This is a genomic window from Streptomyces flavofungini (assembly GCF_041028215.1).
Lineage (GTDB): Bacteria > Actinomycetota > Actinomycetes > Streptomycetales > Streptomycetaceae > Streptomyces > Streptomyces flavofungini_B.
The window spans coordinates 1-13,957 of record NZ_JASKYR010000240.1; the positions used below are offsets into that span (position 1 = coordinate 1).

Sequence of the window (13,957 nt, forward strand, 5' to 3'; positions counted from 1 at the left end):
CCTCCGCCTGCATCCGCCGTGCCGTCCGACGCTTCCCCGTCACCCGCATCCGGCGTGCCGTCCGGCCCCTCCGCGCCGTCCGCGAGCGCCGTGCCGCCCCCGTCGCACCGGCCCGCCCGCGTCCGGCGGCTGCCGCTCGCCGGGGTGCTCCGCCCGAACAAGCCGTCCGACATCTGGTTCAAGCCGGCGAGCAGCGTGGTCGTGGCCACCGCGATACCCGACCTGACGCTGCTCGCGCTCGGGCGGCTCGACCTGGTGATGTACACGATGGCCGGGTCGTTCTGCGCCCTGTACACCCACCACCTGCCCTACGCGGCCAGGGCCCGCGCCCTGGCCTGGGTGGTGGCCGGGATGACGGCGAGCGTGGCCGTCGCCCTGGTCGCCGCCTCGCTGACCGGCTCCGCCGTGGTCCTCGTCGCGGTCGGCGCGGTGCTCGCCGCCCTGCAGAAGACGCTGTGCGACGCGACCCGCGTCGGGCCGCCCGGCCATCTGATCTTCACCTTCATCAGCTCGGCGACGCTCTTCGCGCCCGGCACCCTCGGTCAGGTCCCCGCGCATCTCGCGCTCACCGTCGCCGGGGGCACCGTGGCCTGGCTGGTCGGCATGGCCCCGGCCCTGGTGCGCCCGCACGGCCCCGAGCGCCGGGCCACCGCCCGTGCCCTGCGCGCCGCCGCCGCATACGCAGAGACCGCGTCGGCCGCGTCCGCCGCGTCCGCCGCGTCGGCCGACGGCGCGGGACCCGCCGCCGAGCGGGCCCGCTCCGCCGCTGCCGGGGCCGTGCACGCCGCCTGGCAGGCGCTGCTCGCCACCGGCAGCCGCACCGCCGAGGCCCGCCGCGCCCTCGGCCGCCTCGTCGTCCGCGCGGAGGAGGCCATCGCCGCGCCCGCCGCCGCGGACCCCGCCGCGCTGCGCGCCTGGGCGGCGAAGCTGCGCGGCACGAGCGCCGTCCCGCGCCCCGTCGGCGTACGCCCCGGCGAGCGGGACGAACTCCTCGGCGTCGAGGCGGAACTCGCGGCACCCAAGGTGCCGCTGTGGCGCCGGGTCGCGCCCGGCTCGCCCCTGGCACCCATCGCCCTGCGCACCGCCGTCGGCTGCGCGCTCGCCGGATACGGCTCGCTCGCCCTCGGCGTCGGGCGCCCCTACTGGGCGCTCGTCACCGCAGCCTCCCTCTATCAGGCGAATCTCACCCTCACCTGGAGCCGGGGCGTGCAGCGCGTGGTCGGCAACCTCGTCGGTGTGCTCGCCTTCGCCGCCCTCGCGCCCCTCGCCCACCTCGGCCACGCGGAACTCATCGTCTGCTGCCTGGCGCTCGCCTTCGGCGCGGAGGCGCTGATCAGCAGGAACTACTGGATGGGCAGCGTCTGCGTGACGCCGATGGCGCTCCTGGTCACCGAGTTCGCGCGGTTCCAGCAGCCGGGCGAGCTGATCCTCGACCGCGTCGTGGACACCCTCGTCGGTGCCGTGCTCGGCGTCGCCGCCGCGGTCCTCGTCACCAACCGGCGCGCCACCGACCACATCGAACGCGCCCTCGCGGCCACCGAACGGGCCACCGCGCGGGCCGAGGCGGACCTCGCGGCGGGCACTGGCCGGACCGAGCCCGCACGGCGCGGGCTCACCGCGGCCCTGGTCGAGCTGCGCGCCGCGGCCGACGCGGCGGCCGGGGAGTGGTGGCAGCGCGCCCTGCCCGAACAGCGGGTGGTCGCCGCCGAGCGCGCGGGACACCGTACGCTCGCGGCGACAGTACGACGCAGCCGCGAGAACGGTCGGGCGGCGCGCACCCGCGAAGGGACCGCCGACGCCTTGGAGGGCGCACCAGCATGAGAGCAGAGAACGGCCCGGCGGCGGAGGCCGGCGGCGACACCGTGGCCGCGGTGGTGCGGCAGTGGCAGGCGGTGCGCCCCGACATCGACACCGCGCCGATGGAGGTGATCGGCCGCATCAACCGCTGCGCGGCCCTCCTCCAGCAGGCCGAGGACGCCCCGCTGCGCAGGGCGGGCCTGACGCGCGCCGAGTTCGACCTGCTCGGCGCCCTGCGCCGCACCGGTCACGAGCTGACGCCGGGGGAGCTGGCCCGCGAGACGTTCTCCTCGGGAGCAGCGGTCACCAAGCGGCTCAAGCAGCTCCAGGAGCGCGAGCTGGTCGAGCGCAGGGCCGACGCGCGGGACCGCCGGGTCGCGCACGTACGCCTGACCGACGCCGGGCGCGACCTCGTCGACACGATCCTGCCCGAGCAGCTCTCCTACGAGAGCGTCGTGCTCTCCGTGCTCGGCGGCGACGAACAGGGGCGGCTGAGCGGTCTGCTCGGCGAACTGCTCGCCCGGCTCGAAGGCCGGATCGAGGTGCGGCGGAGCTGATCAGGCGGCGGCGAGCCGCTCCTTGATCTCCTCCGGCGACAGATAAGCGTCCGTCATCTCGAAGTCCTTCAGCGTGGCCGGGCGCTGCGCCTGGAAGCCGGTGCGGACGTAGTCGTCGCCCGCGACCGCGTTGAGGCCCCAGTTGGCCGCCGTACGGAAGCGGGCCGTGAGGGTGCGCAGGGCGCCCAGGTGATAGCCGCGCGCCACGATCTGCGCGGGCAGCCCGGACAGCTGCACGCCCAGCGGCTTCGACACCGCCTGGATGCCGCCGAGGTCCACGACCAGGCCCAGGTCCTTGTGCCGGTAGTCGGTGAGCGGGGTGCCGCGCAGCGCGGCGACGACGTTCTTCGCGGCGGCCCAGCCCTGGCGCATGGCGTGCTGCGCGGTCGGCGGGCAGGTCGCGTCGCCGCCCTTGGTCAGGTCGGGCACGGCCGCCGCGTCGCCGAGCGCGAAGACCCCGTCGAGCTCCGGCACCGTCAGGTCGGGCCTGACCACGAGACGGCCGCGGTTGGTGTCGGCGCCGAGCGTCGCGATCAGCGGGCTCGGGGCGACGCCCGCGGTCCAGATCAGCGTGCGGCACGGCAGGACGCGGTCGTCGGTGAGCGTGACGGTGTCCTCGGTGACCTTGGCCACCGACACCCCGAGCGAGACGTTCACGCCCCGGCGCCGCATGATCTCCATGGCCTTGTCGCCGAGCGGCCCGCCCAGCTCGGGCATCAGCTTCGGCGCGATGTCCACCAGATGCCACTTGACCTGCGAGATGTCCAGGCGCGGGTAGCGCTTGACCGCGGCGCACGTCAGACGCTGGAGGTAGGCGGCCGTCTCGGTGCCCGCGTAGCCGCCGCCCACCACGACGAACTGGAGCCGCTGCTCGCGCTCCTCGCGGGAGGAGCTGGCGGACGCCAGGTCAAGCTGGGAGATGACGTGGTCGCGGATCCACGCCGCCTCGGCGAGCGTCTTGACGCCCACGGCGTACTTGTCGACGCCGGGGATGTCGAACTGCCGCGTGACGCTGCCGGGCGTCAGGACCAGATGGTCGTAGCGCTCCACGACCTCCTCGCCGTTGATCTTCCGTACGAACACCGTCTTGGTCCTGGTGTCGATGCCGATGGCGCCGCCCGGCACGATCGCCGTGCGGCGCAGCATCCGGCGCAACGGCACCGCCACCGACTGCGGGGTGAGCACGCCGGCGGCGACATGGGGCAGGAGCGGCAGGTAGAGCTGGTGATCCATGGGGCTGATCAGCCGCAGCTCGGCCTCGTGCGGGGCGAGCGTCTTCTCCAGCTTGTGAGCGCACTCCATCCCGGCGAAACCGCCGCCGATGATGAGAATCCGGGGAGCTGCCATGTGATGTCTCTCCAAAGAGTGGGAGATCGTCTTCAGGGCCGTCGTCAGGGCTGCCGTCAGGGCCGCCCGCAGGGCCGCCGTCAGGGCTTCAGGGCTGTGGACAAGTCGTCATGGATCTTCTGCGGACCGTACTCGTGGCCGTGTACCCCTGCATCCCGGATGGATTAGTCGTGTGACGTGCCTCACGTATACGGGCGAGGGCGGCGGGGGTCCGCCGCCCTCGTGGGACGTCGCCTCAGATGCCGGGCCGGTAGCGGATCGGGTGGTCGTGCGGGACCTCGACCAGGACGATCCTGAGCCCGTCCGGGTCGGCGATCCACATCTCGATCAGCCCCCACGGCTCCCGCACCGGCGGGCGGACCACCTCGACGCCGTGCGCGGCCAGTTCCTCGTGCGCCGCGTGGACGTCCGGGACCTGGAGCCAGAGGCTCAGCTCCGGCGGGGGCGGCGTCTCGGAGCGCCCGGAGAGTTCGAGGAAGCCGCCGCCGAGGAAGTAGACCGTGCCGCGCTCGGGCCCCGTGCCGAACTCGCGGTACACGGCGAGGCCGAGCGCCTCACCGTAGAACGCGCGCGAGCGCTCCGGGTCCGTGGGGCGGAGAAGGGTCCTGCTGCTCAGTACATGCACCATGCGGTCGCAGCCTAGGGCCTCGCGCCCCGCGCTAGGCTCGGCGGTGCATCGTGCCGCGCCGAGATCGGAGACAAGTCGATGGCCACCGCCCCGCGTCCGCGCACCGGAGAACTGACCTTCCGTGCCGCGGAGCCCGCCGACGTCGACGCGCTCGTGCGGCTCATCGAGTCGGCGTACCGCGGCGACGCGAGCCGCGCCGGCTGGACCACCGAGGCGGACATCCTGGAGGGCCAGCGCACCGACCCGCAGGGCGTCGCCGAGGTCATCGACTCGCCCGGCAGCCGCCTCCTCGCGGTCGAGCGGGACGGCGCGCTCGTCGCCTGCTGCCAGCTCGAACACCGAGGCGAGCACGCCTACTTCGGCATGTTCGCGGTGAGCCCGGCGGAACAGGGCGCGGGCCTCGGCAAGGTCATCATCGCCGAGGCGGAGCGGGTGGCCCACGAGGAGTGGGGCGCCCGCGAGATGCACATGACCGTGATCTCCGTGCGCGAGGACCTCATCGCCTGGTACGAACGGCGCGGCTACCGCCGTACGGGCGAGATGACGCCCTTCCCGTACGGCGACGAGCGCTTCGGCATCCCCCAGCGCGACGACCTGCGGTTCGAGCTCCTGGTCAAGGAACTGCTCAAGCGGTGAAGCGGCCCGTGCGCTTGATGTCGGGGTAGTCGGTCGTCGCGCCGTCGAGCTGGAGCGCGCGCACCAGACGCAGGTCGTCCTGGGTGTTCACCACCCAGCCGATGATCCGCAGACCGGCCTTCCTGGCGCGCTCCACGATCTCCAGCGTGAGCCGCCGGATGTTGAGCACGAGCGTGGTGGCGCCGACGGCCGTGGCGCGCTCCACGACGTCGGTGCCGTAGCGGCTGGCGACGAGCGCGGTGCGCACCCCGGGCACCAGACGCGCGATCTCCGCGAGGGCCTCGTCGTGGAAGGAGATCACCTCCACCCGGGCGACCAGGTCGCGGCGGTGCATGACCTCGGCGAGGGCGCGCGCGGCGGCCACGTCCTTGATCTCGGCCTGCAACGGCGCGCGCACCGCGTCGAGCACCTCTTCGAAGACGGGGACGCGCTCACCGCGCCCCGCGTCGAGCTCCCGCAGTTCGGCGAGGGTCTTCTCGGCGATCGGCCCCTTGCCGTCGGTCGTACGGGCCACGTCGGCGTCGTGCATGACGACGAGGGCGCCGTCCTTGCTCAGATGCAGATCGAGCTCGATGAGATCCAGGCCCGCGGCCTGCGCCGCGATGAAGGAACGAAGGGTGTTCTCGGGCTCGACACCCATGACCCCGCGATGACCGATGGTGAGGAAGTTCAAGGTTCACTCGCTTCCGTCGACGGCGGCTCGGTGGCCGCGGTCGAGGAGGAAGCCCGCGGCAATGTCGCAGCCTAACGGCCCGCCCCGACGAGGGAACCGGTCGTACGAGGGTGCGTGGAGGCGTCCGCCCGGGTGCCCACGATGCCGAGGACGAGCCCGGTGACGAGGGCGGCGACAAGGACTGCACGGGTGCTCACGGGTGCGCTGCTCCCTCTGGCGGGGACGGCTGACCCCGCCCGTCCTACCGGTCCCGGCCCCGTCGCCGCGAGCCGCTTCACCCTCAGGTGGGCGCGTCTTTGGGGAGTTGACCAGAGGGTGTCTCCGGTTGACCAAAGGGTGCCGCACGTTGACCCGGGCCTTCGGGAGCCGCCGCTTCGAGGCGGTCGAGATCGTCGAGCATGGCCTCGGCGAGCTCCACCTCGTTGCGCAGCCGCCGCTCGCTCCAGCCCAGCGCCACCTGCGGAAACGACCAGGCCTCGGCCCCTTCGGCCGCCGCCAGCGCGTCCCGCACCTGCGTCAGCTCGCCCCGCGTCCGCGCGATGTGCTCCGCCACGAGCGTGCGCAGATGACCGGGGGCCGTGAGATGGCCGAGCCAGACCCGCAGCAGCAGCGGGTGCTTCAGGACCGGCGGCCCCGCGTCCTCGCCGCCGCCCGCCCACGCGGCGAGCGCGGCCCTGCCCTCGCCCGTGATGGCGTACGAGCGCTTCGCGCGCGGCTCATCGGGTCCCGAGCGCCGCGAGGTGGCGTAGCCGAGGGCTTCGAGGCGGCGCAGCTCGGCGTAGATCTGGCTGATGGCGGGCGACCAGTAGAAGAAGCGCAGGGAGGCGTCGGCCCACTTCTTGAGCTCGTAGCCGGTCCGCTCGCCCGGGAAGGAAAGCAGGCCGAGCACGGCCCACGCGGTCGGCGGCAGTCCGCCGGAAGAGGTCTCTGGACGCTGCTCACGGGCTGCCATGGGCCGCATTCAAGTGAACGGCGCGTTCGCGGCGCAAGGGGTGTGCGCCGGGCGCCCGAAGCCGGTCCCGAGCCCCCCGCCGCGCTTCTCACGCCTGTCGGCGCCTCGCGGCCGCCGCCCGCGAGGCGGTCCTGGCGAGCTGGGTGATCTCGTCCTCCGGCGCCGCGGGGCTGTAGACCGTCAGCGCGCCCCGCTGCTTGTCCAGGACCAGGGCCGCGGGTGCCTCCGCGGTCTCGCCGTCGTACGCGAACTCCGCCACGCCGTCGAGGCCGCTGATCCGCAGCCGCTCGACGCGCTCGGTGCGGAAGACCCGTGAGCGACGCAGCGCCCCGCCGAGCGAGGAGAGGCTGAGCCGGGTGCGGGCCAGTCTCGCCTCGGCGTCGACCGTGCGGATGTCGAGGAGCCCGTCGTCGAGGTGGGGCCGGTGCGAGGGGGCGAGGCCGTCCGGCACATAGCGGCCGTTGCCCGCGAAGAGCAGCCACAGGACGCGGTCCCGGCCGTCGATCCTGACCCGCAGCGGTGTCGCCTCGCGCAGCACCGCGAGGAGGGACACCGCCGCCGCGGGCCACTTGCCGATGCGGCCTTCGAGCTTCTCGCGCCTGCGCACCAGTTCGGGGTAGAGGCCGATGCTGAAGGTGTTCACGAAGCCCGCGACGACGGGCCCGTCGGCGGCACCCTGAACCCTTTCGTCCTCGCCGCTGGCTCCGTGGCCGTCGCCGTCGCTCCCGTTCCGTGCCGCGCGGACCGTCGCCAGGTCCACCCGCACGGCCTCGCCGCGCTCCACGGCGTGCGCGGTGTCCTCGAACGTGGCCGTGCCCGCGTCGAGGGCGAAGTGGTTCAGGGTGCCGCCGGGAAAGACGGCGAGGGGGAGCCCGGCCGGTGCGGCCCGGCGCGCGGCGGCGTTCACCGTGCCGTCGCCGCCGCAGACCCCGAGCACCCCGCCCGCACCGGCGGCGCGCGCCACCGCCCCGTCCAGGAGCCCGTCCAGATCGTCGCCGGGGCCGCACGCGAGGATCTCGGCCTTCGGCAGCAGCAGCTCCAGATGGAGCCGGGCGGGCAGCCTGCCCGGCACGCCCGCGCCCGAACCCGAGTTGAGGACGATCACCAGGCCCTCGCCGCCGGGCAGCGCGGGCGCCGCCACCCGGGTCCGCCCGTCCCGCTCGGGCCTCGGCCGCGGCGGCCACCAGTAGCAGGTCAGCGCCGCCGCCGCGGCGCCGAGCGCACAGCCCGCGAGGACGTCACCGGGGTAGTGGGCCCCCACGTACACCCGGGAGAACGCCACGGCCGCGGCGACCGGCGCGACCACGGCGCCGTACCGCGAGGACTCCAGGGCGACCCCCGTCGCGAACGCCGCCGCCGAAGCCGCGTGCCCCGAGGGGAACGACGGCGTCCACGGCGTCTTCGCCAGGCGCCGCACCAACGGCACCGCGTCGGTCGCCGGACGGCCCCGGCGCACGGCGTACTTCGCGACCACGTTGGCGGTCAGCGAGGCCAGCGCCAGGGAGCSSRCGCCCCGGCGCGCGGCACGCCCGGCGGTGGGCCCGCCGGCCAGTGCGAGCACGGCGGCCGAACCGAACCAGAGCCGCCCGTGGTTCGCGGCCCTGCTCAGCGGCGGCAGCACCCGGTCGGCACCGGCGGGCCGAGCCGCCGCCACCCGGTCGAACCAGCGCCGGTCGAGCCTGCCGATGCGTCCCGTCATGGCCTCACTGCAACAGGGCGCGCGGGCACCGGCCCGCGCTGCTCGCCCGAACGGGTCACGCGCGCGGGCCAACCGCCCGCTGGGAAGTCCCCGGGGGCGGAAACCCGGGATGAAGTGCCCGGGGACGGAAACAGGAGGGAGGGCGGGGCAAGGCGCCCCGTCCGCACCACGTCTTCGGAGGTACGCACCGTGCTCGTCGATCTCACCGGCAAAACCGCCCTCGTCACCGGCTCCACCCAGGGCATCGGCTCCGCCATCGCGGCCGGACTGGCCCGGGCGGGCGCCCGCGTCGCGGTCAACGGCCGGTCCCAGAAGTCCGTGGACGCCGCCGTGGACCGGCTGCGCGGCGCGTGCGAGGGCGCCGAGTTCATCGCGGCGCCGGGCGACATCTCCACCGACGAGGGCGCCGAGGCCGTCTTCGCCGCCGTGCCCCGGACGGACGTCCTCGTCAACAATCTGGGTGTCTTCGGTCCGGCGGACGCCCTCGCCATCAGCGACGACGAATGGCGCCGCTACTTCGAGGTGAACGTCCTGACGGCGGTGCGCATGATCCGCCACTACCTGCCCGGGATGAAGGAGCGCGCCTGGGGGCGCGTGCAGAACATCGCCTCCGACTCGGCGCTGGTCACGCCCGCCGAGATGATCCACTACGGAATGTCCAAGACGGCACTCCTCGCGGTCTCCCGGGGCTTCGCCAAGGAGGCCGCCGGGACCGGTGTGACCGTCAACTCGGTCATCGCGGGCCCCACGCACACCGGCGGCGTCGAGGACTTCGTCTACGAACTCGTCGACCGCGAACTGCCGTGGGAGGAGGCCCAGCGGGAGTTCATGGCCAAGCACCGGCCCCAGTCGCTGATCCAGCGGCTCATCGAGCCCGAGGAGATCGCCCACATGGTGGTCTATCTCAGCTCGCCGCTGGCATCGGCGACGACGGGCGGCGCCGTACGGGTCGACGGCGGTTACGTGGACTCGATCGTGCCGTGACAGACACCGGCCGACCCCGGCACGCACACCGGTGACCGGCACGTTTGCCGGAACGGCAACAATCCTCCCGCGTGGCGCCGCGCCCGCCGCATGCTCGTGAGCACGTCACCGGTCCTCAGGTCACCGGTCCTTCGGAACACCCGGGAGTGCTTATGCCGCAGTACGCGAATCCGGCCGCCGCCACGGAGCGCACGCACCGCCTCGTGCCCTCGCCCGCGGGCCGTGTCCACCTGGTGGAGCAGGGCTCCGGACCGCTGGTCCTGCTGGTGCACGGCTTCCCCGAGTCCTGGTACTCCTGGCGGCACCAGCTGCCCGCCCTCGCGGCGGCGGGCTACCGGGCCGTCGCCGTCGACGTGCGCGGATACGGGCGCTCCAGCAGACCTGACGACGTGGCGGCGTACCGGATGCTCGAACTCGTTCAGGACAACGCCGCCGTGGTGCGCGCGCTCGGCGAGGAGCGCGCGGTGATCGTCGGGCACGACTGGGGCGCGACCATCGCCGCCCACTCCGCGCTGGTCAGACCGGACGTCTTCCGCGCCGCCGGACTTCTGAGCGTCCCGTACACGCCGCCCGGCGGACCGCGCCCCAGCGAGGTGTTCGCGGGCCTGGGCGGCGGAGGAGGGGACGCGGGGCCACGTGAGGAGTTCTACGTCTCCTACTTCCAGGAGTACGGGCGGGCCGAGGCCGAGATCGAGCCGGACGTCCGCGGCTGGCTCGCCGGGTTCTACGCCGCGCTCTCCGCCGACACGATGCCGGGCCCCGGCGACCCCGACCCGCACTTCACCGCGCCCGGCGGCACCCTGCGTGAACGCTTCCCCGCCAAAGCCCTGCCCGGCTGGCTCGGCGAGGCCGGACTCGACGTGTACGCCGGGGAGTTCGAGCGGACCGGCCTGACCGGCGCGCTCAACCGCTACCGGAACATGGACCGCGACTGGGAGGACCTGGCCCGCTTCGCCGGGGCACCCCTCACCGTACCGAGCCTCTTCATCGGCGGGACCCTCGACGCCTCCACGACCTGGCTGGCCGACGCGATCAAGGCCTTCCCCGACACCCTGCCGGGGCTCAGCGGGACACACCTCCTCGACGGCTGCGGCCACTGGGTCCAGCAGGAGCGGCCCGCCGAGGTGAACCGGCTCCTGACGGACTGGCTCACCGCCCTGCCCGCCTGAACCACCGCCCCGGGAGGTGATCCCGCGCACTGCCGCGCCCCTTCCTGCCTTTCGCGCGGCAACCGGGGTAGACGAGGGTCATGAACGATCTCTTGAGGCATCGCGCCCGGCGTCTGCTCAACGCCGACCACCGGCTGCTGCTGTGCGGAGTGGCCGCCGGTATGTGGGTGTTCGGCGGGGCGCGGGGGCGGCGCGCGGCGGTGCGCGGCCTCACCTCCATGGGGCTCGCGTCGGCCACCGTCAACACGCTGAGCAGGAGCGCGGTGGACCGGCCCCTACCCCTCGGGCCAGGCGGCTTCGGCGTCGGCGTTCGCGGCGGGCGCGGCCCTGGAGTCGCCCGGCTGGGGCGCGGCGCTCGCCCCGGTCGCGGCGTCGGTGGCGTACGCCCGTGTGCGCGGCGGGGCACGCGCCCCCAGGGACGTCCTGGTGGGCGCGGCCCTCGGCGTGGGCGCCGCCTACGCGGTGCGCGGTCTCGTACCCTCGCGCGCCCAGCTTCCGCCGCCCGCGCGCCCGCGCGTCGACGCGCCCGCGCTGCCGGAGGGCGAGGGCCTCATCGTGGTCGTCAACCCCTCGTCGGGCGCCCAGCCGCAGCTCGCCGACCCCGTACGGCAGATCAAGAGCGTCCTGCCGCGCGCGGAGGTCGTCCTCTACGAGGAGGAGGCGGGCGCCCTGCCCAAGGTCCTTGAGGAGGCGGCCAGGGACGCGGCGAGACTCGGCGGCGTCCTCGGGGTGTGCGGGGGCGACGGCACGGTCAACGCCGCCGTCGCGCCCGCCCTGCGCTTCGACGTGCCGCTGATGGTGCTGCCCGGCGGCACCTTCAACCACTTCGCGGCGGATCTCGGCGTCGACACCATCCCGGACGCCTGCCTCGCCGTGGCGCGGGGCACCGCGGTCCGCGCCGACGTGGGCCGCATCAAGCCACTGGCCGGGCTCGGCCCCGCGGGCAGGACGCACGGCGAGGAGGCCCACTTCCTTAACACCTTCAGCCTCGGCAGCTACCCCGAGCTCGTCCGCAGCAGGGAGCACTGGTCCCCGAAGATCGGCGGCCCGCCCGCCACGCTGCTCGGCGTCGTGCAGATCCTGCGCACCGGCCGTCCGCTGCGCGCCGTGGTGAACGGCCGACGCCGCTCCATGTGGCTGCTCTTCGCGGGCAACGGCGCCTACCGCAGTGTCGGCATCGCCCCGGTGCGCCGCCACGACCTGGCCGACGGCCTGCTCGACGTCCGCATCGCGCACGCGGGCCGCTTCGCCCGCAGCAGGCTGCTCGCCGCCGCCCTCGCGGGCCAGCTCACCCGCACCCGCGTCTACGCCGCCGCCAAGCCGCAGCGCCTGGTCATCTCCGGGCTGCCCGAGGGCACCCACATGGCGTACGACGGGGAGGTCAGGCCCGCGCCCTCCGCGCTCCTGATCGACAAGCTCCCCGAGGCGCTCACCGTGTACCGCCCGACGGCCGACTGACGTCGCGGGCGAACCCGAGGGGCCGGGGGCGTCAGGGGAAGACGACGGCCGGGTCGACGGGGGTCACGACGAGCCAGCGGTACGCGGTGTCGTCGAAGCGCCCGTAGGACGTGACGCGTACGTCGACCGGGTCGGGCGCGACCAGCGGGAAGTACACAGGGCGCGGCTCGGCGCCGAGCGGTGCGAGGTCGGTGGCGGCGGCCCACAGCGCGGCCACGCCGGGCTCCTCGCGCACCGCCCGTACCACCTCGGCCAGGCGCTCGTTCTCCGGCAGGCGCTGCCAGGCGAGACGGAGTCCGCCGAGCAGCGGCCCCGCCCACCTCGTCTCGAACTCCCGGAGCTGATAGCGGGCCTCGGAGGAGAAAGCCCAGGTCATGACGTTGGCGCCGGGACGCATCAGCCAGGGACAGTGCCGCGCGGCCACGGTGTTGGCGGCGACGACGTCCCACGCCTGATCGCAGATCCAGCTCACCCGCCGCTGCCGGTGCATCAGGTCGAGCATGGCCTCGTCGGGCGGCGCCCGGTGCGCGGAGCGCGGCGGTGGCCGGAGCCCCGCGCCCCGGTACAGGGCGTCCGTCTGGGCCGGGGTCAGGCCGAGGAGCCGGGCCACTCCCGCGACCATCGCGGGCGCGTAGGCACGGTCCTCGCCCCGTTCGAGGGCCCGGTACCAGCGCTCGGAGACGCCGAGCAGCAGGGCCATGTCGAGCTGGGTGAGATAGCTGCGGTGGCCCCGGGAGGGCACCGGACCGGGCAGGTCACCGGGGTTCCTGGCCATCCGCCAGGCGCGCAGCAGCCGTCCGAGGTCCTCGCGTCGCGGATCGGGCACGGGTAAAGACCTCGCAAAGATGGGGTGGCGGGCCGGTGGCTGCCGCGTGCCCTGCGTGGATCAGCGGCCGGGCCGGTGCAGGTTGACAGCGTCGCACATGGCCCCAGGGACCGGAACGGGAGCGTGCCGGTACTGGACCGTGCCGTTCTTGGCGGTCGGTCGGCGGCCAGGGTGACCCGCGGGGCCCTGGCGGCCACCACGCCTCACGGGGCGGCCCGCAGCACCCGCAGCACCGCTGTGCCCGCAGCACCCGCAGCACCCGCACTTACGGAGAACGCGCATGAGCTACTTCCTCCCGGAGAACGACCCCGTGCTGACCGCCGCCCGCGGTCTGGCGCTCGCCCATCCCGGCATGGTCGAGGTGAACAGCGGGCCGCTGTACCTGCGGGCGCGCGATCCGCACCCCGACCGGACCGTCGCACTGGTCTCGGGCGGCGGCTCCGGCCATGAGCCCCTGCACACCGGGCTGCTCGGGCGGGGCGGTCTGGACGCCGTCTGCCCCGGGGAGATCTTCGCCTCGCCGCACAACCGGCAGATCTACGAGGCGAGCGCGGCCGTGGCCGGAAGCGGTGGTGTCCTGCACGTCGTCAAGAACTACACCGGCGACGTCATCAACTTCCAGATCGCCGCCGAGCGCCTGCGCCACGACGGTGTGCCGGTGGCCACCGTCCTCGTCGAGGACGACCTGGCGACCGACAGCGCCGACAGCGCGACCGGCCGCAGGGGGACCGCGGCCACGGTGGTCGTGGAGAAGCTGCTCGGAGCGGCGGCCGACCGGGGCGCGGGCCTCGAAGAACTCGCCGGGCTCGGACGGCGGATCGTGGCCGGGTCCCGCAGCATCGCGGTGGCCGCCCGCGCCCAGACCTCGCCGACGACGCTCGGCCCGGCGTTCACCCTGGACGCCGACACCCTCGACTACGGCGTCGGCATCCACGGCGAACGCGGCATCCGCACCATCGCCCGTCCCGCCGTCGGCGACCTCGTCCGGCGGATGACCGACGACCTCCTCGACGCCCTGCCCGACGGCCCCGGCGAGGTGCTCGCCCTGGTCAACGGCCTCGGTGCCACCACGGAACTGGAGCTGAACGCCATCGGCGTCCTGCTGCGCGAGGAGCTGACCGGGCGCGGCCTGACCCCCGTCTTCGTCGTTCCAGGCACCTTCACGGCGGCCCTCGACATGGCGGGCTTCTCCCTCACGCTGACGCGCCTGGAGGACGGCTGGGCCGACCTC

At 74.4% G+C, this 13,957-nt stretch carries 14 protein-coding genes; 7 read left to right on the forward strand and 7 right to left on the reverse strand.

The genetic code is table 11. The annotated features are described in order from the left end of the window. Positions 1-90: 90 nt before the first annotated feature. Entirely contained in the window at positions 91-1,821 is a 1,731-nt protein-coding gene (locus AB8Z36_RS18090; protein WP_369214371.1) for an FUSC family protein, read from the forward strand. Continuing rightward, positions 1,818-2,354: a MarR family winged helix-turn-helix transcriptional regulator gene (locus tag AB8Z36_RS18095; protein WP_369214358.1), complete on the forward strand. Its 537-nt coding sequence runs from the start codon at positions 1,818-1,820 to the stop codon at positions 2,352-2,354. Before AB8Z36_RS18090 ends, AB8Z36_RS18095 begins: the two co-directional genes overlap by 4 nt. On the opposite strand, the gene AB8Z36_RS18100 is transcribed toward AB8Z36_RS18095, so the two are convergent. Next, complete coding sequence (locus tag AB8Z36_RS18100; protein ID WP_369214359.1) at positions 2,355-3,701, reverse strand: NAD(P)/FAD-dependent oxidoreductase; 1,347 nt, start codon at positions 3,699-3,701, stop codon at positions 2,355-2,357. A 235-nt stretch (positions 3,702-3,936) separates the two neighbouring features. Continuing rightward, positions 3,937-4,329, reverse strand: coding sequence for a VOC family protein (locus tag AB8Z36_RS18105; protein WP_369214360.1), 393 nt, complete (start codon positions 4,327-4,329; stop codon positions 3,937-3,939). Between the two features lie 78 nt (positions 4,330-4,407). Between AB8Z36_RS18105 and AB8Z36_RS18110 the strand changes: the two genes are divergently transcribed. After that, entirely contained in the window at positions 4,408-4,965 is a 558-nt protein-coding gene (locus AB8Z36_RS18110; protein ID WP_369214361.1) for a GNAT family N-acetyltransferase, read from the forward strand. Here the strand turns inward: AB8Z36_RS18110 and AB8Z36_RS18115 are convergent. From AB8Z36_RS18115 to AB8Z36_RS18130, 4 genes are all read right to left on the reverse strand, one after another. Further along, positions 4,955-5,638: a glycerophosphodiester phosphodiesterase gene (locus tag AB8Z36_RS18115; RefSeq protein WP_369214362.1), complete on the reverse strand. Its 684-nt coding sequence runs from the start codon at positions 5,636-5,638 to the stop codon at positions 4,955-4,957. The genes AB8Z36_RS18110 and AB8Z36_RS18115 overlap by 11 nt on opposite strands. Before the next feature lie 71 nt (positions 5,639-5,709). Further along, complete coding sequence (locus AB8Z36_RS18120; protein ID WP_369214363.1) at positions 5,710-5,835, reverse strand: hypothetical protein; 126 nt, start codon at positions 5,833-5,835, stop codon at positions 5,710-5,712. Between the two features lie 83 nt (positions 5,836-5,918). Next, on the reverse strand, positions 5,919-6,590 hold the full coding sequence (locus tag AB8Z36_RS18125) for a PadR family transcriptional regulator (protein ID WP_369214364.1): 672 nt from the start codon (positions 6,588-6,590) through the stop codon (positions 5,919-5,921). Positions 6,591-6,678: 88 nt separating this feature from the next. Then, positions 6,679-8,289 (reverse strand): bifunctional phosphatase PAP2/diacylglycerol kinase family protein, encoded by a 1,611-nt coding sequence (locus AB8Z36_RS18130; RefSeq protein WP_369214365.1) that lies wholly within the window; start codon positions 8,287-8,289, stop codon positions 6,679-6,681. Positions 8,290-8,478: 189 nt separating this feature from the next. Here AB8Z36_RS18130 and AB8Z36_RS18135 point away from each other — a divergent pair, with 189 nt between their 5' ends. From AB8Z36_RS18135 to AB8Z36_RS18145, 3 genes are all read left to right on the forward strand, one after another. Next, entirely contained in the window at positions 8,479-9,273 is a 795-nt protein-coding gene (locus AB8Z36_RS18135; RefSeq protein ID WP_369214366.1) for an SDR family NAD(P)-dependent oxidoreductase, read from the forward strand. 152 nt (positions 9,274-9,425) lie between these two features. Continuing rightward, on the forward strand, positions 9,426-10,442 hold the full coding sequence (locus tag AB8Z36_RS18140) for an alpha/beta fold hydrolase (RefSeq protein WP_369214367.1): 1,017 nt from the start codon (positions 9,426-9,428) through the stop codon (positions 10,440-10,442). Between the two features lie 375 nt (positions 10,443-10,817). Next, positions 10,818-11,900 (forward strand): diacylglycerol/lipid kinase family protein, encoded by a 1,083-nt coding sequence (locus tag AB8Z36_RS18145; protein WP_369214368.1) that lies wholly within the window; start codon positions 10,818-10,820, stop codon positions 11,898-11,900. Between the two features lie 31 nt (positions 11,901-11,931). Here AB8Z36_RS18145 and AB8Z36_RS18150 read toward each other — a convergent pair whose 3' ends face one another. After that, positions 11,932-12,726, reverse strand: a complete 795-nt coding sequence (locus AB8Z36_RS18150; RefSeq protein ID WP_369214369.1) for a helix-turn-helix domain-containing protein — start codon at positions 12,724-12,726, stop codon at positions 11,932-11,934. Between the two features lie 280 nt (positions 12,727-13,006). Between AB8Z36_RS18150 and AB8Z36_RS18155 the strand changes: the two genes are divergently transcribed. Beyond that, the coding region (locus tag AB8Z36_RS18155; RefSeq protein ID WP_369214370.1) for a dihydroxyacetone kinase subunit DhaK at positions 13,007-13,957 on the forward strand (951 nt) is incomplete at its 3' end.

Coding starts and splice junctions, on each gene's coding strand:
- AB8Z36_RS18095 (WP_369214358.1), top strand. CDS start 1,818: ATGAGAGCAGAGAACGGCCCGGCGGCGGAGGCCGGCGGCGACACCGTG.
- AB8Z36_RS18100 (WP_369214359.1), bottom strand. CDS start 3,701: ATGGCAGCTCCCCGGATTCTCATCATCGGCGGCGGTTTCGCCGGGATG.
- AB8Z36_RS18105 (WP_369214360.1), bottom strand. CDS start 4,329: ATGGTGCATGTACTGAGCAGCAGGACCCTTCTCCGCCCCACGGACCCG.
- AB8Z36_RS18110 (WP_369214361.1), top strand. CDS start 4,408: ATGGCCACCGCCCCGCGTCCGCGCACCGGAGAACTGACCTTCCGTGCC.
- AB8Z36_RS18125 (WP_369214364.1), bottom strand. CDS start 6,590: ATGGCAGCCCGTGAGCAGCGTCCAGAGACCTCTTCCGGCGGACTGCCG.
- AB8Z36_RS18140 (WP_369214367.1), top strand. CDS start 9,426: ATGCCGCAGTACGCGAATCCGGCCGCCGCCACGGAGCGCACGCACCGC.